At 72.3% G+C, this 23933-nt stretch carries 13 protein-coding genes; 9 read left to right on the top strand and 4 right to left on the bottom strand.

Annotated features, from left to right (window positions below):
• Positions 1-79 precede the first annotated feature (79 nt).
• The 4 genes from AB0411_RS25665 to AB0411_RS25650 all read right to left on the bottom strand — a co-directional run bounded on the left by AB0411_RS25665 (position 80) and on the right by AB0411_RS25650 (position 4446).
• Positions 80-619, bottom strand: a complete 540-nt coding sequence (locus tag AB0411_RS25665; RefSeq protein ID WP_366419624.1) for an ATP-binding protein — start codon at positions 617-619, stop codon at positions 80-82.
• A gap of 264 nt (positions 620-883) precedes the next feature.
• Positions 884-1651 carry an enoyl-CoA hydratase/isomerase family protein gene (locus tag AB0411_RS25660; RefSeq protein ID WP_366419623.1) on the bottom strand — a complete coding sequence of 256 codons (768 nt, stop codon included), beginning with the start codon at positions 1649-1651 and terminating at the stop codon, positions 884-886.
• 83 nt (positions 1652-1734) lie between these two features.
• On the bottom strand, positions 1735-2973 hold the full coding sequence (locus tag AB0411_RS25655; RefSeq protein WP_403152660.1) for a L,D-transpeptidase: 1239 nt from the start codon (positions 2971-2973) through the stop codon (positions 1735-1737).
• A 171-nt stretch (positions 2974-3144) separates the two neighbouring features.
• Entirely contained in the window at positions 3145-4446 is a 1302-nt protein-coding gene (locus tag AB0411_RS25650; RefSeq protein ID WP_366419622.1) for a L,D-transpeptidase, read from the bottom strand.
• Between the two features lie 245 nt (positions 4447-4691).
• Here AB0411_RS25650 and glgX point away from each other — a divergent pair, with 245 nt between their 5' ends.
• The 9 genes from glgX to treS all read left to right on the top strand — a co-directional run bounded on the left by glgX (position 4692) and on the right by treS (position 23761).
• Positions 4692-6947 (top strand): glycogen debranching protein GlgX, encoded by a 2256-nt coding sequence (gene glgX, locus AB0411_RS25645; RefSeq protein WP_366419621.1) that lies wholly within the window; start codon positions 4692-4694, stop codon positions 6945-6947.
• A 124-nt stretch (positions 6948-7071) separates the two neighbouring features.
• Positions 7072-8940 (top strand): ABC transporter ATP-binding protein, encoded by a 1869-nt coding sequence (locus AB0411_RS25640; protein WP_366419620.1) that lies wholly within the window; start codon positions 7072-7074, stop codon positions 8938-8940.
• Entirely contained in the window at positions 8937-10838 is a 1902-nt protein-coding gene (locus AB0411_RS25635) for an ABC transporter ATP-binding protein (RefSeq protein WP_366419619.1), read from the top strand. The genes AB0411_RS25640 and AB0411_RS25635 overlap by 4 nt, the downstream gene beginning before the upstream one ends.
• Positions 10839-10927: 89 nt before the next feature.
• Positions 10928-12703 (top strand): ABC transporter ATP-binding protein, encoded by a 1776-nt coding sequence (locus tag AB0411_RS25630; protein ID WP_366419618.1) that lies wholly within the window; start codon positions 10928-10930, stop codon positions 12701-12703.
• Positions 12700-14553 carry an ABC transporter ATP-binding protein gene (locus AB0411_RS25625; RefSeq protein ID WP_366419617.1) on the top strand — a complete coding sequence of 618 codons (1854 nt, stop codon included), beginning with the start codon at positions 12700-12702 and terminating at the stop codon, positions 14551-14553. Before AB0411_RS25630 ends, AB0411_RS25625 begins: the two co-directional genes overlap by 4 nt.
• Before the next feature lie 541 nt (positions 14554-15094).
• Positions 15095-17374 carry a M4 family metallopeptidase gene (locus AB0411_RS25620; RefSeq protein ID WP_366419616.1) on the top strand — a complete coding sequence of 760 codons (2280 nt, stop codon included), beginning with the start codon at positions 15095-15097 and terminating at the stop codon, positions 17372-17374.
• A 288-nt stretch (positions 17375-17662) separates the two neighbouring features.
• Positions 17663-19294 (top strand): M4 family metallopeptidase, encoded by a 1632-nt coding sequence (locus AB0411_RS25615; RefSeq protein ID WP_366419615.1) that lies wholly within the window; start codon positions 17663-17665, stop codon positions 19292-19294.
• Positions 19295-20042: 748 nt separating this feature from the next.
• Entirely contained in the window at positions 20043-22046 is a 2004-nt protein-coding gene (locus tag AB0411_RS25610; RefSeq protein ID WP_366419614.1) for an alpha-1,4-glucan--maltose-1-phosphate maltosyltransferase, read from the top strand.
• Entirely contained in the window at positions 22043-23761 is a 1719-nt protein-coding gene (gene treS, locus AB0411_RS25605; protein WP_366419613.1) for a maltose alpha-D-glucosyltransferase, read from the top strand. The genes AB0411_RS25610 and treS overlap by 4 nt, the downstream gene beginning before the upstream one ends.
• Positions 23762-23933: the final 172 nt, after the last annotated feature.

The raw sequence follows: 23933 nt of genomic DNA, 5'->3' as shown, positions 1-23933 counted from the left end.
CGCCCCGGCGAGGCCGCCGCCCGGCGAAACGGCCTCGGCACCGCCGCCCGAGGGAACGGCCTCCCGGCGCGGCCGTCGCTCAGCGGTCGGCGATCCGCATCTCGAACCAGGTGGTCTTGCCGCGGGGCAGCAGGTCCACGCCCCAGCGGTCGGAGAGCTTGTCGACGAGGAAGAGACCGCGGCCGCTGGTGTCCATCGCCTGGACCGGCATGAGACAGGGCAGGCCGCGGGACGGGTCGCGCACCTCGATGCGGATCCAGCCGCGGCGGCGGAGCATCCGCAGCCCGAAGGTGCGGGCGCCGGTGTGCCGTACGGCGTTGCCGACGAGTTCGGAGAGCAGCAGCACGGCGTGCTCGGCGAGCTGGGGCGTGAGGGACCACTGCTTGAGGAGCACGGCGGCGGTCAGCCGGCGGGCGATGCCGGCGGACTGGGGTCGGGAGGGCAGCCGGACCTCACCGAGGGCCGGGTCGCCGACCAGATCGAGTGCCGCGAAGAGCGGTGCGCCGGGTGCCGGTGCGGGGTCGGCGTCCGGACCGGGGATGCCCCATCGTGCGGCGGCCGGATCGCTCCGCGGCCGCGGCTGCTCCATTCCTTCGAGGCCCGCCATGCCTCCCATCATGGCCGCTGGGTGACGTCCACGGGGGCGGAACCGACGTAATCGATTGTCCGGAATCGTCGGTTCCAGGCCCCCGTCGAGACATATGCCAACGGCAGTTAAGGTTCCGGCGCAACCCGGCTGACCTGCGGTGACGACCGGCCCGCGAGCGAACCGCCGAGCACGTCAACAAGGTTGCCTTAAGGCGCAATTAAGCCGTCCCGCGTTCGCCCACACGAGGCATTGCGCCCGACCCAAACCTCAGGTGTACCGCCAACAACAGCCGTTTCAGCGGAACTTGGCCTTGCCCGGCCCTTCCTCCACGAAGCTGCGCATGCCGGTCTCCCGGTCCTCGGTCGCGAACAGCCCCGCGAACCAGTTGCGTTCGATCGTCAGCCCGGTGTCGATGTCGGTCTCCAAGCCGCCGTCGACGGACTCCTTGGCGGCCCGCAGCGCGAGCGCGGGGCCGGTGGCCAGGCGTGCGGCCCAGGCGTGCGCCTGCTCGTAGACCTCCGCGGCCGGCACCACCCGGTCGACCAGGCCGAGGGCGAGCGCCTCGTCGGCCTTCACATGGCGGCCGGTGAAGATCAGGTCCTTGGCCTTGGAGGGGCCCACCAGCCGCGCCAGCCGCTGGGTACCGCCGGCGCCGGGGATGAGCCCCAGCAGGATCTCCGGCTGGCCGAGCTTGGCGTTGTCGCCGGCGATCCGGAAGTCGGCGCAGAGCGCCAACTCGCAGCCGCCGCCCAGCGCGTAGCCGGTGATCGCGGCGACCACCGGCTTGGGGATCCGGGCCACGGCGGTGAAGGAGTCCTGCAGGGCCTTGGAGCGCACGACCATGGCCGGGTGGTCCATGGCCTGCATCTCCTTGATGTCCGCGCCGGCCGCGAACACCTTCTCGCCGCCCCAGACGACGACGGCACGCACATCGTCGCGGCGGGTGACCTCCTCGGCCAGCTCGCGCAGCCGGTCCTGGGTGGCGATGTCCAGTGCGTTCATCGGCGGACGGTCCAGGCGGATGGTGCCGACGCCGTCGGCGACCTCGAGATTCACAGTCATGCGGGCAGGTTAGTACGCGTTAACGGCATCGGGCCCGGTGCACTCCGTCACAGTGCAGCGGGCCCGGTCGCCTTCCGGCCGTCCTACTGGCCGGCCTTCCACTTCTCCCAGGAGAGGTTCCAGTCGCTGAAGCCGTTGTCCGGCTGGATCGTTTCGTCGTGGGAGTTCTTGACGACGACCACATCGCCGACGACGGAGTTGCGGAAGAACCACGCCGCCGGGGTGGAGCCGTCCCCGCCGCCGCGCTGGTCGAAGAGGCCCACACAGCCGTGGCTGGCGTTGCGGGTGCCGAAGGTCGCGCGGCCCGACCAGTAGTTGCCGTGGATGAACGTGCCGGACGTGCTCAGCCGCATGGCGTGCGGGACGTCCTTGATGTCGTACTCCCCGCCGAAGCCGACGGTGTCGCCGTTCATCCGCGTCACCAGGTGCTTCTCACTGATCACCATCTTGCCGTTGTACGTCTCGGTGCCCGGCGCGCCCGAGGTGATCGGGATGGTCTTGATCTTCTTGCCGTCGCGGACCACGGTCATCTTCTTCGACTCGGCGTCGACCGTGCTGACCTGGCTGCGGCCGACGGTGAAGGAGACCTCCTTGGCCTGGGTGCCGTAGACACCGGGCCGGCCCTCGACGCCGTCGAGGTCGAGCTTGAGGGTGACCTTGGTGCCGGCCGCCCAGTACTTCTCGGGGCGGAAGTCGAGCCGGTCGTTGCCGAACCAGTGGCCCTCGACCGGGACCGACGGCTTCGCGGTGACCTTGATGGCGTCCTCGACGGCCTTGGGGTCGGTGATCCCGCGGGTGAAGCGGATCGAGACCGGCATCCCGACGCCGACCTGCTGGCCGTTCTCCGGGGTGTACTGGCCGATGAAGGTGTTCTTCGGGACGAGGGTGGTGAAGCGGGAGTGCTCGGCGGCCTCCCGGCCCTTGCCGTCCACCGCTATGGCGTCGACGGTGTAGTCCGTCGAGGCGCCGAGGTGGCCGCTCGGCTGCCACAGGGCGCCGCCGCCCGCTATCTTCCCGTCGACCTCGTTGCCCTTGCCGTCCTTGACCTTGACGGACGTGAGCCGGCCCTGGTGGGCGGTCACCTTCAGCGCGCCGCTGGTGGCGACGTCGTGCGCGCCGTCCTTGGGCGCTATCGTCACCGCCGCCTGCGAGGCGTCCTTGTCCCCGCCCGCCTTGCCGGCCGGCTTGTCGTCGTCGCCGTCACCGCCGCACGCGGTCACCAGCAGCAGCATCGCGCCGAGCACCAGGGCCAGCGGCCCCCCGCTCCGGTGCGACCGCCGAGGCCGGCGCAGCGGCACCCCCGAATTCGGCTGGACGTTCACGTCTGGCCCCTTTTCCCCTCGCACGGCCCGCGATCCCCCGCGCACGGACGCGGACAGCCGCGCGCTTGCCGTTAGATAACCACACCACGGTGACAGTGAACTCCCCGTGAACGTCACCGTTTAGTCCCAAGTGCGGGGGTGGTGCGGGGGCAGGGGGCGGACGGCCGCCGGTCAGTGCAGCGCGGACCCGGCCCGCCACGGCCCCCACGGCATGTTCCAGCCGCCGAGGCCGTTGTCCGGCGCGACCGTGCGCTCCGGGGAGCGGGTCACCACGACGGTGTCGCCGACGATCGAGCGGCCGAAGAACCAGCCGGCCGGGGTATGGGGTCCGCCGCCCTTGATGTCCTTCAGCCCGACGCAGCCGTGGCTGGTGTTGAGGCCGCCGAAGACCTCGGGCGGCGCCCAGTAGTTGCCGTGCAGGAAGGTCCCCGACCGGGTCAGGCGCATGGCGTGCGGCACGTCCGGGATGTCGTACTCGGCGCCGAAACCGACGGTGTCGCCGTCCATCCGCGTCATCGAGTGCCGCTCCAGGATCACCATCGTCCCGTTGTAGGTGGGGTTCTCGTCGTCGCCCGCGGTGACCGGCAGCACCGCCACCACCCGGCCGTCCTGGCGCACCGTCATGGTGTGCCGGGCGGCGTCGATGACGCTGACCTGGTCCCGGGCGACCCGGTAGTGGACGGTCCGGCGCTGTGTCCCGTAGGCGCCCGGCGCGGCCTTCACCCCGCGCAGCCGCAGGTCCACGGTGATCCGGGTGCCCGGCCGCCAGCGCTCACGGGGCCGGAAGTCCAGCCGGCGGTGGCCGAACCAGTGGGCGGCGATCTCGACGGGGGGCCGGGCGCCGACCTTGACGGCGCGTTCGACGGCCGCGCGGTCGGCGACCGGCCGGTTGAAGATCATCGAGAAGATCAGGCCGGTGCCGACCGTGGCATCGCCCTGCGGCGAGAAGTGGCCGGTGAAGCGGTGGACGGGCGCGGAGGTGGTGAAGGTGGTGCGGCGGGCCGAACGGTGGCCGGCGCCGTCCAGTGCCACGGCGTCGACGGTGTACCTCGCGCCCAGTTGGAGGCGTCCGCGGGCGGGCCGCCAGACCATGCCGTCCGGGGAGATCCGCCCGGCGACCGCCTGCCGGCCCGCCCCGCCGGTCCGGCTGACCTCGACCCGCTCCAGCCGCCCCTCGGGCACCCGGACCTCCAGCCGCCCGTCGGCCCGTACCCCGTGCGCGCCGTTGTGCGGGACGACCCTGATCGTCTCCTCCGGGGAGCGCGGTTTGCCGCCGACGAAGCCCTCCGCCTCCCCGCAGCCGGCCAGTGCCACCGCCCCGGCGAGCCCGGCCACGGCGGCGAGGACGAGGCGGGTACGGCGGTCTGCCCGCGCGGCCCCGCGGCCCGCCCGGCCCCGCACCCGGCCCCGCGTGCGGACCCCCGCACGGTTCGTCGCTCGGTCCCCTGCTCGGCTCTGCTGATGGGCGGTCATATACCGAATTGTGACGGATGATGCCCGGGTTAGGAGGTATGCCGCGTAACGGGATGTCACGGACAGCACGGGGGGAACAATGAGCCCTCGCGGCGGGAAGCGTGAGGCAACGCCCGGTTGCGGGAAGAACAACGGGGAGGGCGGGGGGACAGCTGTACGGCCGGACTCCCCCGGTGGACGCCGGGAGGTACCCCATGCCGGGTACCCGCCGCCCGACCGAGCCATGAGCCGCAGGAGGCCGGCACGTGTCGAGCGCACCCGAGCAGGAGGCGGTGGCGGATGAGCCAGTCGCCCCACCCGCGGACATCCGCCCCGGCAGCCCCACACCCCTGGGGGCCCGCTACCGCACCGGCCCCGACGGCATCGCCGGCACCAACTTCGCCCTCTGGGCGGGCGGCGCCGAGGCCGTGGAACTCTGTCTCTTCGACGACGCGGAGCGCGAGACGCGCCATGCGCTGACCGAGCTCACCCATGAGATCTGGCACGGTTTCCTTCCCGGTGTCCGCCCCGGCCAGCGCTACGGCTACCGGGTGCACGGCCGCTGGGACCCCTGGACCGGCGCCCGCTGGAACCCGGCGAAACTGCTGCTGGACCCGTACGCCAGGGCCGTGGACGGCGACTTCGGCACCCGTACGGAACCCGCCGGCGCCAGGTTCGCGCTGCCGGCCCAGCTCTACGGCCATGTCCGTGACTGGCCCGAGCAGCAGGCCGCCGACACCGTGCGCGACGACCGGGACTCGGCACCGTACGTCCCCAAGGGCGTCGTGGTCGGGGAGGACACCGGGGACGAGGGCGGCGTCGACGAGTGGCAGGACGACCGCCGGCCCAAGACGCCCTGGCCGGATTCCGTGCTCTACGAACTGCATGTGCGCGGCTTCACGATGCGTCACCCCGGTATCCCGGAGCGGTTGCGCGGCACCTATGCGGGGCTCGCCCACCCCGCGGCGCTGGAGCACCTCGTCCGGCTCGGCGTCACCGCCGTCGAGCTGCTGCCCGTCCACCAGTTCGCGCACGAGGACCACCTGGTGCGCCGGGGGCTGCGCAACTACTGGGGCTACAACTCCATCGGCTACTTCGCGCCCCATGCCGGATATGCCGCCACGGGCACCCGGGGGCAGCAGGTCGGCGAGTTCAAGCGGATGGTGCGGGCGCTGCACGACGCGGGCATCGAGGTGATCCTCGACGTCGTCTACAACCACACCGCGGAGGCCGGCGAGCTGGGCCCGACGCTCTCCCTGCGCGGCATCGACAACCGCGGCTACTACCGGCTGGCGGGCGAGGCCCGCCGCTACACCGACTACACCGGCTGCGGCAACACCCTGCACGTCGTCCAGCCCCATGTCCTGCGCCTGATCACCGATTCGCTGCGCTACTGGGTCACCGAGATGGGCGTGGACGGCTTCCGCTTCGACCTGGCGGCCGCGCTGGCCCGCTCCATGCACGACGTCGACATGCTCTCGCCGTTCCTCGCGGTGATCGCCCAGGACCCGGTGCTGCGCCGGGTCAAGCTGATCGCCGAGCCCTGGGACGTGGGCTCCGGCGGCTACCAGGTCGGCGCCTTCCCGCCGTTGTGGACGGAGTGGAACGACCGCTACCGCGACACCGTCCGCGACTTCTGGCGCGGCGCCCAGCACGACGTGCGCGACCTGGGCTACCGGCTCTCCGGATCGAGCGACCTCTACGCCTGGGGCGGCCGCCGCCCCTACGCCTCGGTCAACTTCATCACCGCACACGACGGCTTCACCCTGCGCGACCTGGTCAGCTACGAGCACAAACGCAACGCGGACAACGGCGAGGGCAACCGCGACGGCACCCACGACAACCGGTCGTGGAACTGCGGCGCCGAGGGCGAGACCGACGACCGGGAGGTCCGCGCCCTGCGCCGCCGCCAGCTGCGCAACCTCCTGACCACCCTGCTGCTGTCGACGGGTGTGCCGATGCTGGTCGCCGGCGACGAGATGGGCCGCACCCAGCACGGCAACAACAACGCCTACTGCCAGGACAACACCACCAGTTGGCTGGACTGGTCGCTGCTGGACGACCCGGAATGGCGCCCGCTGGCCGGCCTCGCCGCCCGCCTCATCGCCCTGCGCCGGGCGCACCCCGTTCTGCGCCGCCGGGCGTTCTTCTCCGGCCGGCCGCACCATCGCGGCGGTCTGCGCGATCTGGCCTGGTTCACCGCGGACGGCACGGAGATGACCGAACAGGACTGGTACACCCCGGGAGCCACGCTGGGCATGTACCTCTCCGGGAACGACATCTCCCAACGCGACGCCCGGGGCATCCGCATCGTCGACGACAGTTTCCTGGCCGTGCTGCACGCCGCCGACCGGCCCCGCCCGTTCACCCTCCCCGGGCCGCCCTGGGCGCGGGCCTACGAACTCCTCGTCGACACGGCGCGGGAGGAGCAGCCGGGGGCGGCCGAGCCGCCGTACGCGGCGGGCGTCGCGCACACCCTCGCCGCGCGGTCGGTGGCGCTGTTCCGGGCGGTGCCGGGCTGAGGCGGGGCGGTACGGAAACGGCGGGGCGGCGGCGGTGGCGGCGGCGCGCGCGAAACGGCGGGCGGTGCCGCCGGGCGGAAAAAGACATGAGCGTTGTCAGTGACGCGCCCTACGCTCGCGAGTGATGTCCGATACCGCGCAGACCTCGCCCCCGACCGACCGGACCGGCTTACCCCGGCCCCCGCGGTCCGCCATGCGCTCGCTGGTGCGCCTGTGGCCGTTCGCCCGGCCCGTGCGGGCCCGCCTGGGCATCGCCGCGTGCGTGGCGGTGCTCGCCTCGTGCATCAGCCTGGTCATTCCCCTGGTGCTCAAGTGGCTGGTGGACGGGCCGGTGGCCGAGCGCGATCCGGGCGGGGTGTGGCTCGGCGGCGGCTACCTCTTGCTGCTCGGCGTCGCGGAGGCGTTGCTGTTCGGGCTGCGGCGCCGGCTGGTGGCCCGTCCGCTGGCCCGGGTGGAGGCGGCGATGCGCGAGGCGCTCTACCGCCATCTGCAGCGGTTGCCGGTCGCCTTCCACGACCGCTGGTCGTCGGGCCAGTTGCTGTCGCGCGGCACGACCGACCTCCAGCTGGTGCGCCTGTTCCTCGCGTTCCCCCTGACCTTCCTGCTGGTCAACGCCACGACCATCCTGGTGGGCGCGGTGCTCCTGCTGGTCCAGCGCTGGTCGCTGGGGCTGGTGCTGCTGGCGCCGGTGCTGCCGCTGATGGTGCTGTGCTCGGTCTTCGAGGCGAAGTACGGGCGCGCCGCGCGCCTGACCCAGGACCAGCTCGGCGATCTGACGACGGTGGTCGAGGAGTCGGTGCTCGGCATCCGCATCATCAAGGGCTTCGGGCGCCACCGCAGCCAGGCCCGCGCCTTCCGGCGGCTGACGCACGCGCTGCGCACGTCCGAACTCCGCAAGGCCCGGCTGCTGGCCTGGATCCTGGGCTTCAACACCACGCTGCCGGAGATCGCGATCGGCGGTGCCCTGGTGCTCGGCACGCTCCAGGTGGCCGACGGCGTGCTGTCCGCCGGCACCCTCGTCGCCTTCCTGTCGACCGCGCTGGCGCTGCGCTGGCCGGTGGAGTCGATCGGCTTCCTGCTGGCCATGGGCAATGAGGCGGCCTCGGCCACCGAGCGGTACTTCGAGGTCCTGGACGAGCCGGCGGCGGGCGGACCGGCGACGACCGGCAGACCGGCGGCGGACGGACCGGCACCGGGCGGACCGGCACCGGACACGCCGCGGGAGAAGCCGTCCGCGGCCTCCGGCGACGGCGGGCTGGTCTTCTCCGGCGTCGTGTTCCGCTACCCCGACGCGCCGCCGGACGACCCGCCCCTCCTCAAGGACGTCACCCTGCACATCCGGCCCGGCGAGACGATGGCGCTGGTCGGGGCGACGGGCAGCGGGAAGACCACGCTCACCTCGCTGGTACCGCGGCTGTACGACCCGACCGCGGGCCGCATCGTCCTCGACGGGCGGGATCTGGCGACGCTCAGCCGGGAGGAGGCCCGGACGCTGGTCGCGGTGGCCTTCGAGGAGCCGACGCTCTTCTCGGCGACCGCGGCGGAGAACGTCCTGATGGGCGCGGAGCGGGCCCACGAGGGCGAGCTGCGGCGGGCGTTGGCGGTGGCGCAGGCCGACGGGTTCGTCGACGCCCTCCCCGAGGGCAGCGCCACCCAGGTCGGCGAGCAGGGACTGAGCCTGTCCGGCGGGCAGCGGCAGCGGCTGGCCCTGGCCCGTGCCGTGGTCGGCCGGCCGCGCTTCCTGATCCTCGACGATCCGCTCTCCGCCCTCGATGTGCACACCGAGGCCCTGGTGGAGGCGGCGCTGCGCCGGGTCCTGGCGACCACCACCGCCCTGGTCGTCGCCCACCGGCCGTCCACGGTCCTGCTCGCCGACCGGGTGGCCCTGTTGTCCGGCGGCCGGATCGCCGCCGTCGGCACGCATCAGCAACTCCTGCGGGACAACCCCGAGTACGCCACCCTGATGTCCGGCGAGGGAGAGGGCCACCGATGACCACCACCGCAACCGGCCTGCCGTCCGACGATCCCGAGGAGCGTCCGGAACCGCAGCAACCGCCCCCTTCCGCCTCCCCTTCCGCGCCGGCCGGGGGCGCCCCCGCCGCGGACGCCTTCACCCGGGACGACCTGCCGACCCCCAAGGGGGCCTCGCGCGCCCTCCTGGGGTCCCTGCTGGCCCCGCACCGGCGCCGGGTCGCGGCGGTGGCCGTCGCGCTGCTGCTCCAGCAGGCCGCCGTGCAGGCCGGTCCGCTGCTGGTCGCCTATGCCCTCGACCGCGCGGTGCCGACCCTGCGGGCGGGCGATCAGGGGCCGCTGGCCGCCGTGGCGGTGGCGGCGGTGCTGTGCGCGGTGGCGTCCGGCGGGCTGCAGTTCGGCTTCATCCAGCTCTCCGCGCGGGTCAGCCAGGACGTGCTGCTCGACCTCCGCGGCCGGATCTTCCGGCACGCGCAGGCCCTGAGCCTGGACTTCCACGAGCGCTACACCTCCGGCCGGCTGATCTCCCGCGCCACCACCGACGTGGAGTCGCTGCGCGAACTCCTGGAGGAGGGGCTGCAGGAGCTGATCACGATCGTGCTCTCGACGGTCTACATCACCGTCACCCTGGTCTGGCTGGACGGGGGGCTCGGCGCGGCCGCCCTCGCCTCCGCCGCGCCGCTCGCCCTCCTCGTCCGCTCCTTCCGGCGCCGTGCGCACCGCGTCTACAGCGCGAAGTCCACGGCGATGGCGGGCGTCATCGTGCAGTTCACCGAGACCCTCAACGGCATCCGCCCGGTACAGGCGTTCCGCCGCGAGCGGCCCAACGACGCCGCCTTCGCCCGGCTGAACCACGACCACGCCCGGATCAACGGCGACACCGCGCTGGAGATGGCGCGCTATGTCGTCTCGTCCCGGCTGGTGGCCAACACGGCGGTCGCCGCGATCGTCCTGTGGGGCGCCTACCGCGTCGCCACGGGAGGCCTGGCGCTCGGCGTACTGGCCGCCGGGGTGCTCTATCTGCGGCGGCTGTACGACCCCATCGACCGCCTCGGGATGTTCCTCAACGCCTATGAGTCCGCGGCCGCTTCGCTCCAGAAGATCGCCGGACTGCTGGCCCGGCGCCCCGGCGTCCCGGAGCCGGAGGTCCCCGCGGCGCTGCCGGCCGTCGCCGCGGCCCGGCCGGGCCGCGAAGTCGCCTTCCACGGCGTCCGCTTCGCCTACCGCACCGGCGGCGAGGTGCTGCCCCGCTTCGACCTGACGCTTGCGGCGGGCACGACCGTCGCCGTGGTGGGGGCCACCGGAGCCGGCAAGTCCACCCTCGCCAAGCTGCTGGCCCGCTTCTACGACCCCACCGAGGGCCGGGTGCTGCTCGACGGCGTCGACCTGCGGGCGCTGTCCACCACCGCCCTGCGCCGCAGTGTCGTCATGGTCACCCAGGAGGCGTTCCTGTTCTCCGGCACGGTCGCCGACAACATCGCCCTCGGCCGCCCGGACGCCACCCGCGAGGAGATCGAAGGCGCCGCGCGGGCCATCGGCGCCCATGACTTCATCGCCGCGCTGCCGGACGGCTACGACACCGACGTCCGCAAGCGCGGCGGGCGCATCTCGGCCGGCCAGCGCCAACTGGTCGGCTTCGCCCGCGCCCTGCTCGCCGACCCCGCCGTCCTCCTCCTCGACGAGGCCACCAGTTCGCTGGACATCCCCGGCGAACGCGCGGTTCAGCGCGCCATGGCCACGGTGCTGCGGGGCCGTACCGCCCTGGTGATCGCCCACCGCCTCTCGACCGTCGAGATCGCCGACCGGGTCCTGGTGATGGCCGACGGCCGGATCGTCGAGGACGGCCCGCCCAAGGACCTCATCGCGGACCGCGGCCGGTTCGCCGGTCTGCATCAGGCGTGGCGGGACAGCGTGGGGTAGGGAGGCTGACCGGAGGGACGGGGACGGGCCGGCCGGGGCGGGGCTTTCCGGAGCGGCCGGGACGGAGAGCGGTGGAGGGGGCGGACGGTATGACGGACACCGAGCGCGGCGGTCCGGGGGTGCCCGGCCCGCGCGGTGCCGGGCGGTATCTGTGGTGGCTGGTGGTCAGCCAGCGGGGGCGGGTGGCGGCGGGCGCCACGTACGGGAGTCTGTGGATGGTGGGGCTGATGCTCCCGCCGTACGTCCTGTCGCGGGCCATCGACGACGGGCTGGCCCCGGGCCGGCTGCCGGTGCTGCTCGGCTGGGCGGCGGTCCTGCTCGGGGTCGGGGTGATGAACGCCTGGCTGGCGGTCATGCGGCATCGCACGATGACCCGTATCCGGATGGACGCCACCTTCCGTACGGTGCGCGCCCTCATGGCGCAGACCGTGCGGCTGGGGGCGGCGCTGCCCCGTAGGACGACGGCCGGGGAGGTCGTCACCATCGGGATCGGCGATGTCGCGGTGCTCAGCCAGACGCTGACGATGACCGGGCCGGGCGTCGGCGGGGTGCTGGCGTACGCGGTCGTGGCCGCCTTGCTGCTGACCGTCTCACCGCTGCTGGCCGCGGTGGTGCTGCTGGGCGTGCCGTTGCTCGCGGTGCTGGTCGGGCCGCTGCTGGGGCGGCTGCAAGGGGCGCAGACGCGCTACCGCGAACGGCAGAGCGGGCTGGCGGCGCGGCTGACCGACCTGGTCGGCGGGCTGCGGGTGCTGGGCGGCCTCGGCGGGAAGGCGGTGTTCGCCGACCGCTACCGGCACGCCTCGCGGGAACTGCGCGACGAGGGGTACCGGGTCGGCGCGGTGACGAGCTGGGTCCAGGCACTGGGGCTCGGTCTGCCGACGCTGTTCCTGGCCGCGGTGACCTGGCCGGCGGCCCGGATGGCGGCCCGGGGCACGCTCACGGCGGGCGAGTTGGTGGCGGTCTACGGCTACGCGGCGGCGCTGGTGGTGCCGGTCTCGTTCTTCATCGAGGGCGGCTACGACCTCACCCGGGGGCTGGTCGCCGCCCGGCGGGTCGTACGGTTCCTGGCCCTGGAGCCGGACGGCACGGGAACGGCCGGCGCCGCACGGGACGCGCCCGCCGTCCCGTCCGTGCTGCACGATCCGGAGTCGGGCGTCGAGGTGGTGGCGGGGCAGTTGACCGCGCTGGTCGCCGCCCGCCCGGCCGAGTCGGCGGCCGTGGTCGACCGCCTCGGCCGGTTCGCGGACTCGGCCGCGACCTGGGGCGCGGTACGTCTCGACACGATCGCGCCGGCCCGGCTCCGCGACCGGCTCCTGGTGGCGGACAACGAAGCGGACCTGTTCGCCGGGACGCTGCGCGAGGTGGTCTGCGGCCGCCGGGACCGGACCGGGGAGGCGATCGACCGCGCCGTCCGCACGGCTTTGGCCGAGGACGTCGTCCGCGGTCTGCCGGGCGGGCTCGACGCCCCCGTCGAGGCGCAGGGCCGCAACCTCTCCGGCGGCCAGCGGCAACGGCTGCGCCTGGTGCGGGCGCTGCTGGCCGACCCCGAGGTGCTGCTCGCCGTCGAACCGACCTCGGCGGTCGACGCCCACACCGAGGCGGCTGTCGCGGCCCGGCTGCACGCCGCCCGTGCGGGCCGTACGACGGTGGTCACCAGCACCTCCCCGCTGCTGCTCGACCGGGCCGACCGGGTGTGCTTCCTCGTCGGCGGCAGGGTCGCGGCCGTCGGCAGCCACCGTGAACTCCTCGACGCCCGGCCCGGATACCGCCACCTGGTCTCCCGCGGCGAGGACGAGGCGGGCGACGGCACCGGCCGTCCCGTGGGCGCGGCCGAGGGACCCGTGACCGGGGAGGGCGGGCGATGACCGCGACGCCCGGAGGGGCCGGCTCCGCACGGCCGGGCGGCTCCGCGCTGCCGGTGGCCGATCCGGCCACGACCCGGCGGGCGGCGCTGCGGCTGGTCCGGCGCGACGGCCGGGCCTTCGCCCTGATGCTGGCGCTCAACGCACTGGCCGCGGTCGCGGGTCTGGCCGGCCCGTGGCTGCTCGGCCGGATCGTGGACACGGTGCGCGACGGCGGCGGGGTGCGCACGGTCGACCGGCTGGCGCCGGCCATCCTGGTGTGCGCGGTGGCGCAGTTGCTGCTGGCGCGGTACGCCCGGTTCGTCGGGTACCGCTTCGGCGAACGGACCCTGGCCCGGGTGCGGGAGCAGTACGTCGACCGGGCGCTGGCACTGCCGGCCGCGACGGTGGAGCGGGCGGGCACCGGCGATCTGACGGCCCGCGGCACCTCGGACGTGACGACGGTCGCCGAGACGCTGCGGGAGGCCGCGCCGGAAGTCCTCGTCGCCGCGGTGCAGGCGCTGTGCCTGCTCGCTGCGGTGGTCGTGCTGGATCCGCTGCTCGGCGCGTGCGGGCTGGGGGTGCTGTGCGGCCTGTTCGCGGTCCGGTGGTATCTGCGCCGGGCACCCGCCGCGTATCTGGCGGAGGGGGCGGCGACCTCGGCGCTCGCCGAGGTGCTGTCGGCCACGGCAGCGGGCGCCCGGACCGTCGAGGCGCTGGGGCTCGGGGAGCGCCGGACGGCGGCGTGCGAGGAGGCCGTCGAGCGCTGCCGGCGCACCCGTACCCGCACGCTGTTCCTGCGCAGCGTGCTGCTGCCCGCCGTGGACGTCTCCCACGTCCTGCCGGTGGTCGGCGTCCTGCTGCTCGGCGGGGCGCTGCAGAGCCACGGCGCCCTCAGCCCGGGCGTGGTCGTCTCCGCCGCGCTGTATCTGCGGCAGCTGTCCGAGCCGCTGGAGACGATCCTGTTCCGGGCCGAGCAACTCCAGGCCGGCACCGCCGCGTTCGCCCGTGTCGAGGGCCTGGGTCAGGCACCGCGGACCACCGCGGCCGCCCCCGCGGCCCGCCTGCCCCGCCCCTCCCCGGAGCCCTCCCCCGCCCCGGCCGCGCCCGCCGGCGACCGCCTCGACGTGACCGCCGTGCGCTACGCCTACCCGGCCGCGGAGGACGGCCCGCACGCCGCGCCCCGCGACGTCCTGCACGGTGTCGACCTGAGCGTCCGCCCCGGCGAACGCCTCGCCGTGGTCGGCCCCTCGGGAGCCGGCAAGTCCACTCTGGGGCGGCTGCTGGCCGGCGTCGACGCGCCGCGCAGCGGGTCGGTGACGGTCGGCGGGGTGCCGGTCGCCGCGCTGGACCCGGAGGTGCTGCGCCGGCAGGTCGTCCTGGTGACCCAGGAGCACCATGTCTTCCTGGGCACCGTCCGGGACAATCTGCGGATCGCCGCGCCCGGTGCCGGGGACGCCGCGCTCCGTGCCGCGCTGGCGGCCGTGGGCGCCGACTGGGCCGAGGAGCTGCCGGCCGGCCTGGACACCGCACTCGGCGCCGGCGGCCACCGCCCGGACGGCGCGCAGGCCCAGCAACTGGCCCTGGCCCGCGTGGTGCTGGCGGACCCGCACACCCTGATCCTGGACGAGGCGACGGCGCTGCTCGACCCCCGTACGGCGCGGCACACCGAACGCGCCCTGGCCGCCGTCCTGAAGGGCCGTACGGTCATCGCCATCGCCCACCGGCTGCACACCGCGCACGACGCGGACCGGGTGGCCGTCATGGAGGCCGGCCGGCTCGCCGAACTCGGTACGCACGACGAGCTGGTGGCGGCGGGGGGCGCCTATGCCGCGCTGTGGTGCTCCTGGCACGGCCGGGAAGCGGACGGCTGACCGCTGCGGCGCGGACGGTCGCCCGGCCACCGCGGACGGTCGCCGGCGGGGGCCCGGCGTCCCGGGGCGGAGCGGGCGCCGGTATGCCCCGGCGCTCGTCGGGACACACCGGGGGCAGATCTTCCTGGGACGCAATCCGGACGGCTATGAGCTGCTGTTCCAGCGGTTTTCGGGGGTTTGAACGGGCGGGAGGGGATCGCGCGGCCGATCACGGGCCGTCCGTCTTCCGAACACCGATTTCGCGCAACGGACGGTTTCCGGCCAATTCGTTGAACGGTGCCTGACAACAAGCCACTTGTGGTGGGACTCTTCCCCGCAACCGCCGCTGGGATCCCCACAGCATCACGTCCCACGGCCGCAGGTTCCACCTGCTCCACCCGTACCACCCGTACACCCAGCACCACCTGTACGCCCAGCACTTCCCGTACGTCTCCCCCCACACGCTCCAAGAGTTCTGCCTCGCTCTGCCCGGACGGCCGTCTCGCCGCCCGGTCCCCCTCGGCCGCCTCGCCACACGGCGGCCACCGCAGAAGGAGTCAGTGTGAGACGCACCCCCCATGGACGCGCCGTTGCGACCGGCGCACTCGTCGCCGTCACGGCGATGCTGGCAGTCGGCGTCCAGGCCGGTACCGGCACGGCGGCCGCCCCGCGGCCGGGCACCACGCACGCCGCTCCCGACCCCGGCGCCCTGCCGGCCAAGCTGTCCCCGTCCCAGCGTGCGGAGCTGATACGGGCAGCCAGTGCCACCACCGCCGAGACCGCGCGGCAGCTCAAGCTCGGGGCCAAGGAGAAGCTCGTCGTCAAGGACGTCTCCAAGGACGTCGACGGCACCGTCCACACCCGCTACGAGCGCACCTACGACGGGCTGCCCGTCCTCGGCGGCGACCTCGTGGTGCACCAGGCCAAGGGCGGCTCCGTCAAGGGCGTCACCAAGGCCGTGCGCTCCCAGCTCAAGGTCGCCGGCACCACCGCGAAGGTGAAGCCCGCCGCGGCCGAGGCGAAGGCCGTGAAGTCGGCGCAGGCGCTCGGGTCGAAGAAGACCGGGGCCGCGAAGGCGCCGCGCAAGGTGATCTGGGTCGCCGACGGCAAGCCGCTGCTCGCGTACGAGACGGTGGTCGGCGGGCTCCAGGACGACGGCACCCCGAACCAGCTGCACGTCATCACGGATGCCACCACCGGCGCCAAGATCTTCGAGTACCAGGGGATCGAGAAGGGCATCGGCAACAGCGAGTACAGCGGCAAGGTCACCATCGGGACCTCCGGCTCGGCGCCGAACTTCTCGATGACCGACGCCACGCGCGGCAACCACAAGACGTACGACCTCAAGCACGGCTCCTCCGGGACCGGCACGCTGTTCACCGACGCCGACGACACCTGGGGCGACGGCACGCCGCAGAACGCGCAGACGGCGGGCGTCGACGCGGCCTACGGCGCGCAGGAGACCTGGGACTACTACAAGAACGTGCACGGCCGCAGCGGCATCAAGGGCGACGGCGTGGGCGCCTACTCCCGGGTCCACTACGGCAACAGCTACGTCAACGCCTTCTGGGACGACGGCTGCTTCTGCATGACGTACGGCGACGGCAGCGGCAACGCCGCCCCGCTGACGGCCATCGACGTGGCCGGCCACGAGATGTCGCACGGTGTCACCGCGGCCACCGCCGACCTCACCTACAGCGGCGAGTCCGGCGGCCTCAACGAGGCGACCTCCGACATCTTCGGCACCGCGGTGGAGTTCTACGCCAACAACTCCTCCGACCCCGGTGACTACCTCATCGGCGAGAAGATCGACATCAACGGCGACGGCACCCCGCTGCGCTACATGGACAAGCCGTCCAAGGACGGGGCGTCGGCCGACTACTGGTCCAGCGGCGTCGGCAACAAGGACGTGCACTACTCCTCCGGTGTCGCCAACCACTTCTTCTACCTGCTGTCCGAGGGCAGCGGCCCGAAGGACATCGGCGGCGTCCACTACGACAGCCCGACCTTCGACAACCTGCCGGTGCCGGGCATCGGCCGGGCCAACGCCGAGAAGGTCTGGTTCAAGGCACTCAGCCAGTACATGAGCGCCAACACCAACTACGCGGGCGCCCGCACCGCCACCCTGCAGGCCGCGGCCGACCTGTTCGGCCAGGGCAGCGCGTCGTACAACACGGTCGCCAACACCTGGGCGGCGGTCAACGTCGGCTCCCGCGTCCCGGACGGCGGCGGCGTCACCGTCACCAACCCGGGCAACCAGACCAGCACCGTGGGCCAGGCGGCGAGCCTGCAGATCAAGGCGACCAGCGGCACCGCGGGCGCACTGTCGTACGCGGCGACCGGCCTGCCCGCCGGGCTGTCGCTCAACGCGACGACCGGCCTGATCTCCGGTACGCCGACCACGGCCGGCACCAGCAACGTGACGGTCACGGTCACCGACGCCGCCAAGAAGACCGGCACCGCCGCCTTCACCTGGACGGTCAACGCGGCCGGTGGCGGCAACGTCTTCGAGAACAGCGACGACGTGGCGATCCCGGACGCGGGCGCGGCGGTCACCTCACCGATCAATGTCGGCCGCACCGGCAATGCGCCGAGCACCCTCAAGGTCGCGGTGGACATCGTGCACACCTACCGCGGTGACCTGGTCGTGGACCTGATCGCCCCGGACGGTACGGCCTACCGGCTGAAGAACTCCAGCGCCTTCGACTCGGCGGCCGACGTGAAGACGACCTACACCGTCAACGCGTCCTCGGAGAAGGCCTCCGGCACCTGGAAGCTGCGGGTTCAGGACGTCTACTCGCAGGACACCGGCTACATCAACAGCTGGAAGCTGACGTTCTGATCACCGGTCGGCACCTGTCCGTCACCTTGGTGTGACATAGGCGGGTCCGCGGATCACCGCACCTCACAACTGGCCTGCCGGACAACGATGTTGGGCGTCACTCCCGGATCTCCGGGGGTGGCGCCCACCTCCGTTTAACGAACAGCGATCACCTCTCGACGGACAATTTTCAGCCAAACCTCGAACACCCTCCTGACATGCACGCGTTCGAATGGCAGTCTCTCCGAACGCACGTCACACCCGCATCGCTTTGCACCCCCACCACTTGGCAAAGTTGAAGGAGCACGCGTGACCCCCCACATGTCCCGTAAGACCCGCATCGCCGGTATCTCTCTCGCGGCGGCGGCCCTCGTGGCCGCCGGTATCACCGCAGGCACCGCCGGTGCCTCCACCGTCCAGGCCCCCACCGCGGACGGTTCGCCCCTCAAGCTGAGCGCCTCGCACCGCGCGGAACTGCTGCGCGACGCGAGCGCCACCAAGGCGCAGACCGCCAAGGAACTCGGCCTGGGCTCGCAGGAGAAGCTGGTCGTCAAGGACGTCATCAAGGACGCCGACGGCACCACGCACACCCGCTACGACCGCACCTACGCCGGACTTCCGGTCCTCGGTGGCGACATGGTCGTGCACACCGCCAAGGGCGGCGCCATCAAGAGCACCACCAAGTCGACCAAGAAGTCGGTCAAGGTGGCCTCCACCACCGCGAAGATAGCCCCGACCGCCGCCGCGCAGTCCGCGCAGGGCACCGCGGCGAAGTCGCTGAGCGCCAAGAAGGCCGACGCGCAGGCGCCCAAGAAGGTCGTCTGGGCCGCCTCCGGCAGCCCCGTCCTCGCCTACGACACCGTCGTCAAGGGCGTCAAGAAGGACGGCACGCCCAGCCGGATGCACGTCATCACCGACGCCAACAGCGGCAAGAAGATCTTCCAGTACGACGACATCCGCACCGGCAAGGGCGAGAGCGAGTTCAGCGGCTCCGTCGACCTGGGCACCTCCAAGGAGGGCAGCGGCTTCACGCTGACCGACGCCGACCGCGGTGGTCACAAGACCCTCAACCTCGGCAACAGCGAGTCCGGCGAGGGCAAGGCCTTCACCGACGAGGACGACAAGTGGGGCACCGGCAAGCCCGACGACCCGCAGACCGCGGCCGTCGACGCCCACTACGGTGCCGCCGAGACCTGGGACTACTACAAGAAGGTCCAGGGCCGCAACGGCATCAAGGGCGACGGCAAGGGTGCCACCTCGCGCGTCCACTACGGCAAGAACTACGTGAACGCCTTCTGGGACGACGACTGCTTCTGCATGTCGTACGGCGACGGCGAGGGCGACAAGGCCCCGCTGACCGCCCTCGACGTCGCGGCGCACGAGATGTCGCACGGTGTCACCGCCGCCACCGCCAACCTCACCTACAGCGGTGAGTCCGGCGGCCTGAACGAGGGCACCTCGGACATCTTCGGCACGTCGGTCGAGTTCTACGCCAAGAACGACAAGGACCCGGGCGACTACCTCATCGGCGAGAAGATCAACATCAACGGTGACGGCAAGCCGCTGCGCTACATGGACAAGCCGTCCAAGGACGGGCAGTCGAAGGACTTCTGGGACTCCAGCACCGGTGGTCTCGACCCGCACTACTCCTCGGGCGTGGCCAACCACTTCTTCTACCTGCTGTCCGAGGGCAGCGGCCCGAAGGAGATCGGTGGCGTCAAGTACGACAGCCCGACGAAGGACGACAAGAAGGTCGAGGGCATCGGCCGGGACAAGGCCGAGAAGATCTGGTTCAAGGCCCTGACCGAGTACATGACCTCGAACACCGACTACAAGGCCGCCCGTGAGGCGACCGTCAAGGCGGCGACCGACCTGTACAAGGCCGGCAGCCCCGAGGTCAAGGGCGTCGAGGCCGCCTGGGACGGTGTCGCCGTCAAGTGACGCGGTGAGCGGGAACGTGCTGATCGTCCCGGGGTGAGATGACCCCGGAAGCGGGCGGTGTCCGGAGAGAACTTCTCCGGACACCGCTTTCGGCATGTCCGGGCGCGCCCCGCTGCGCCGTACGGAGGACGCGGGGGGCCGGCCGGCGGCCCGCCGGAGTGCGCCGCCGGCCCCTCAACACGCCTGCGGCCAGGCCGCTTTGAGCCTCCCCGCCGGCCCCGGCTCCCGGCTACTGCCGGGTCCTTCGATATGGCTGATTCCACCCCCTCATGCGCTCTTGTACGGACTCGCTCCTGGAGAGAGGCTGCGTGTGGCGCCGGGGGGACCCGGCCCGGGAACCGGACTTCCGTACGCCGCAACTCCGCTGTGATCGCACCGAGTTGAGGAGGCGAACGCCGACCGTGTCAGCGCAGTGCCGCAGTCTCCCGCGAGGGGGTGGCGGTGTGTCCGCCGGGTCACGTCGGGTCCGCACCCGCACCCCGGACGGGCGCGTGCGCCGTACGGCCCGGCCGCCGCCCGCGGGGACGGCTCACCGGGGACGCCCGCCCCCACCCGCACCGCACACCTGCACACGATGCATCGGGGGAACCACCGACCGGAGGCCGGGGGAGCGCCGACCCGCCCCGCCGCGCCATCCGCCAGCCGAGTGAAAGCGGACAGGAGCGTCCATGCCCGCACCCGGTCCCCCAGCCGCAGAGCGGATACAAAGGACAAAACCCCGCAAAGCGCCAAAAACTCAGGTGAGCCCATGATCGGTCGCATTCCTGTTCTGGACATCCGCCCGCAGATCGATTGCGGCCGCCGCCCGGCGAAGGCGGTGGTGGGCGAGACCTTCGAAGTCTCGGCCACCGTCTTCCGCGAAGGCCACGACGCCGTCGCGGCGAATGTGGTGCTGCGCAATCCGGCCGGCCGCTGCGGCCCGTGGACCCCGATGCGGGAGCGGGCGCCCGGCACCGACCGGTGGAGCGCCGAGGTCACCCCCGGCATCGAGGGCCGCTGGTCGTTCACCGTCGAGGCCTGGTCCGATCCGGTCACCACCTGGCGGCGGCACGCCGCCGTGAAGATCCCGGCGGGCATCGACACCGAACTGGTGCTCGCCGAGGGCGCCGACCTCCACGAGCGGGCCGCCGCCGAGGTCCCCAAGAGCGACGGGCGGGAGTCGGTGCTCAGCGCCGTGGACACCCTGCGCAACCCCGAGCTGCCCGCCGCCACCCGGCTCGCCGCGGCGCTCTCCCCCCAGGTCGTCGCGGCGCTGGACCGCCATCCGCTGCGCGAGCTGCTCACCGTCTCGCGCCCGATGCCGCTGGTCGTCGAGCGCCGCCGGGCCCTGTACGGCTCGTGGTACGAGCTCTTCCCCCGTTCCGAGGGCGCCACCGTCGGCCCGGACGGCACCCTCGTCAGCGGCACCCTGCGCACCGCCGCCGACCGGCTGCCGGCCGTCGCCGCCATGGGCTTCGACGTGGTCTACCTGCCGCCGGTCCACCCGATCGGCTCCGCGTTCCGCAAGGGCCCCAACAACGCGCTGTCGGCCGGCCCGGACGACGTCGGCTCCCCGTGGGCCATCGGTTCCCCGGCCGGCGGCCATGACGCCCTCCACCCGGACCTGGGCACCTTCGAGGACTTCGACCACTTCGTCCGCACCGCCCGTGACCTGCGGATGGAGGTGGCCCTGGACTTCGCGCTGCAGTGCTCCCCCGACCACCCCTGGGTCACCCTGCACCCGCAGTGGTTCCACCGCCGCGCGGACGGCTCGGTCGCCTACGCCGAGAACCCGCCGAAGAAGTACCAGGACATCTACCCGATCGCCTTCGACGCCGACTTCCGCGGGCTGGTCCGCGAGACCGAGCGCCTGCTGCGCTTCTGGATGGCCAAGGGCGTACGGATCTTCCGGGTGGACAACCCCCACACCAAGCCGGTGGCCTTCTGGGAGAAGGTGATCGGCGAGATCAACCGCACCGACCCGGACGTGCTCTTCCTCGCCGAGGCCTTCACCCGCCCCGCCATGCTGCAGACCCTCGCCCGGATCGGCTTCCACCAGTCGTACACGTACTTCACCTGGCGCAACACCAAGCAGGAGCTGACCGACTACCTGACCGAGCTGTCCGGCGAGAGCGCGGGCTACCTGCGGCCCAACTTCTTCGTGAACACCCCGGACATCCTGCACGCCTACCTCCAGGAGGGCGGCCGCCCCGCCTTCGAGGTGCGTGCCGTCCTGGCCGCCACCCTCTCCCCCACCTGGGGCGTCTACGCCGGCTACGAGCTCTGCGAAGCGACGCCGCTGCGCCGCGGCAGCGAGGAGTACCTCGACTCGGAGAAGTACCAACTCAGGCCGCGCGACTGGGACGCGGCGGCCAGAGCGGGGCGCACCATCGCCCCCCTGATCACCACGCTCAACCGCATCCGCCGCCGGCACCCTGCCCTGCAGCAGCTGCGCAACCTGCGCTTCCACCACGTCGACAACGACGCCGTCCTGGCCTACTCCAAGCACGAGGGGCACGGCGACCGGGCCGACACGGTGCTCACGGTGGTCAACCTCGACCCGCACCACACCCACGAGGCGACGGTGTCGTTGGACATGCCGGAACTCGGCCTCGGCCGGCACGAGTCCATTCCGGTGCGCGACGAGCTCACCGGCGACACCTACCACTGGGGCAGGGACAACTATGTGCGCCTGGAGCCGGGCCGCTCGCTCGCGCCCGCCCATGTGCTGTCGCTGCGACCGTCCTCACCGATCGGAGGGTCACCCAATTGATCGTCAATGAGCCTGTCCCCGACACGTTCGAGGACACCCCGGCGAAGGACCGCGATCCCGACTGGTTCAAACGGGCCGTTTTCTACGAAGTTCTGGTGCGCTCCTTCCAGGACAGCAACGGCGACGGAATCGGCGACCTCAAGGGCATCACGGCCAAACTCGACTATCTGCAATGGCTGGGGGTGGACTGCCTCTGGCTGCCGCCGTTCTTCAAATCCCCGCTCCGGGACGGCGGTTATGATGTCGCCGATTACACCGCGGTGCTTCCCGAATTCGGTGATCTGGCCGACTTCGTGGAATTCGTGGATGCCGCCCATCACCGCGGCATGCGGGTGATCATCGATATGGTGATGAACCACACCAGCGACCAGCACCCGTGGTTCCAGGAGTCGCGCACCGACCCCGACGGCCCGTACGGCGACTATTACATGTGGGCCGACGACGACAAGCAGTACCCGGACGCCCGCATCATCTTCGTCGACACCGAGGCCTCCAACTGGACCTTCGACCCGGTCCGCAAGCAGTACTTCTGGCACCGGTTCTTCTCCCACCAGCCGGACCTCAACTACGAGAACCCGGCGGTCCAGGAGGAGATGATCTCCGCCCTGCGCTTCTGGCTGGACCTGGGCATCGACGGCTTCCGGCTGGACGCGGTGCCCTACCTCTACGCCGAGGAGGGCACCAACTGCGAGAACCTGCCGGCCTCGCACGCCTTCCTCAAGCGGGTCCGCGCGGAGATCGACGCCCATTACCCGGACACCGTACTGCTGGCCGAGGCCAATCAGTGGCCGGAGGACGTCGTCGACTATTTCGGCGATTACGGCGTCGGCGGCGACGAATGCCATATGGCCTTCCACTTCCCGGTCATGCCGCGCATCTTCATGGCGGTGCGGCGCGAATCGCGCTATCCGGTCTCGGAAATCCTCGCGAAGACCCCGGCCATTCCGTCCGGCTGCCAGTGGGGCATTTTCCTGCGCAACCACGACGAGCTCACCCTTGAAATGGTCACGGACGAAGAGCGCGATTACATGTACGCGGAGTACGCCAAGGACCCGCGTATGCGCGCCAATATCGGCATTCGCCGGCGACTGGCCCCGCTGCTCGACAACGACCGCAATCAGATCGAGCTGTTCACCGCACTGCTGCTGTCGCTGCCGGGGTCGCCGATCCTCTATTACGGTGACGAGATCGGCATGGGCGACAACATCTGGCTCGGGGACCGCGACGCGGTGCGCACCCCGATGCAGTGGACGCCGGACCGCAACGCGGGCTTCTCCTCCTGCGACCCGGGCCGGCTCTTCCTGCCGACGATCATGGATCCGGTCTACGGATACCAGGTCACCAATGTCGAGGCCGCGATGAGTTCGCCGTCCTCGCTGCTGCACTGGACCCGCCGGATGATCGAGATCCGGAAGCAGAACCCGGCGTTCGGGCTCGGCAGCTACACCGAGCTGCCCTCCACCAACCCGGCGGTGCTGGCCTTCCTGCGGGAGGCGCCGGGCGCCGGCGGCGCGGACGACGACCTGGTGCTGTGCGTGCACAACTTCTCGCGCTTCGCCCAGCCCACCGAGCTGGACCTGCGGTCGTTCAGCGGCCGCCATCCGGTGGAACTCATCGGCGGCGTCCGCTTCCCCGCCATCGGGGAGCTGCCGTACCTGCTGACCCTCGCGGGCCACGGGTTCTACTGGTTCCGGCTGCGCAGAAACTCCGGCTGACGTCCGGTGCCCTGACCGGGCACGGGTGCCGGAAACACGCCCGTACGCGGCCGCATGGCGCGTACGGGCGTTTTTTGACCTTTCGCTCGGGCAGCCTCCCTACTATCGCCCGGGCCGGGTGAGCCGCCATCGGCCCCCGGCCCGGGAGGGGAACGCCGCGCAGCGGAGCAGG

Source organism: Streptomyces angustmyceticus, assembly GCF_040701845.1.
Taxonomy (GTDB): Bacteria; Actinomycetota; Actinomycetes; order Streptomycetales; family Streptomycetaceae; genus Streptomyces; species Streptomyces angustmyceticus_A.
The sequence above is the reverse complement of the archived record's forward strand: the minus strand, read 5'-3'. Positions and strand labels throughout refer to the sequence as shown.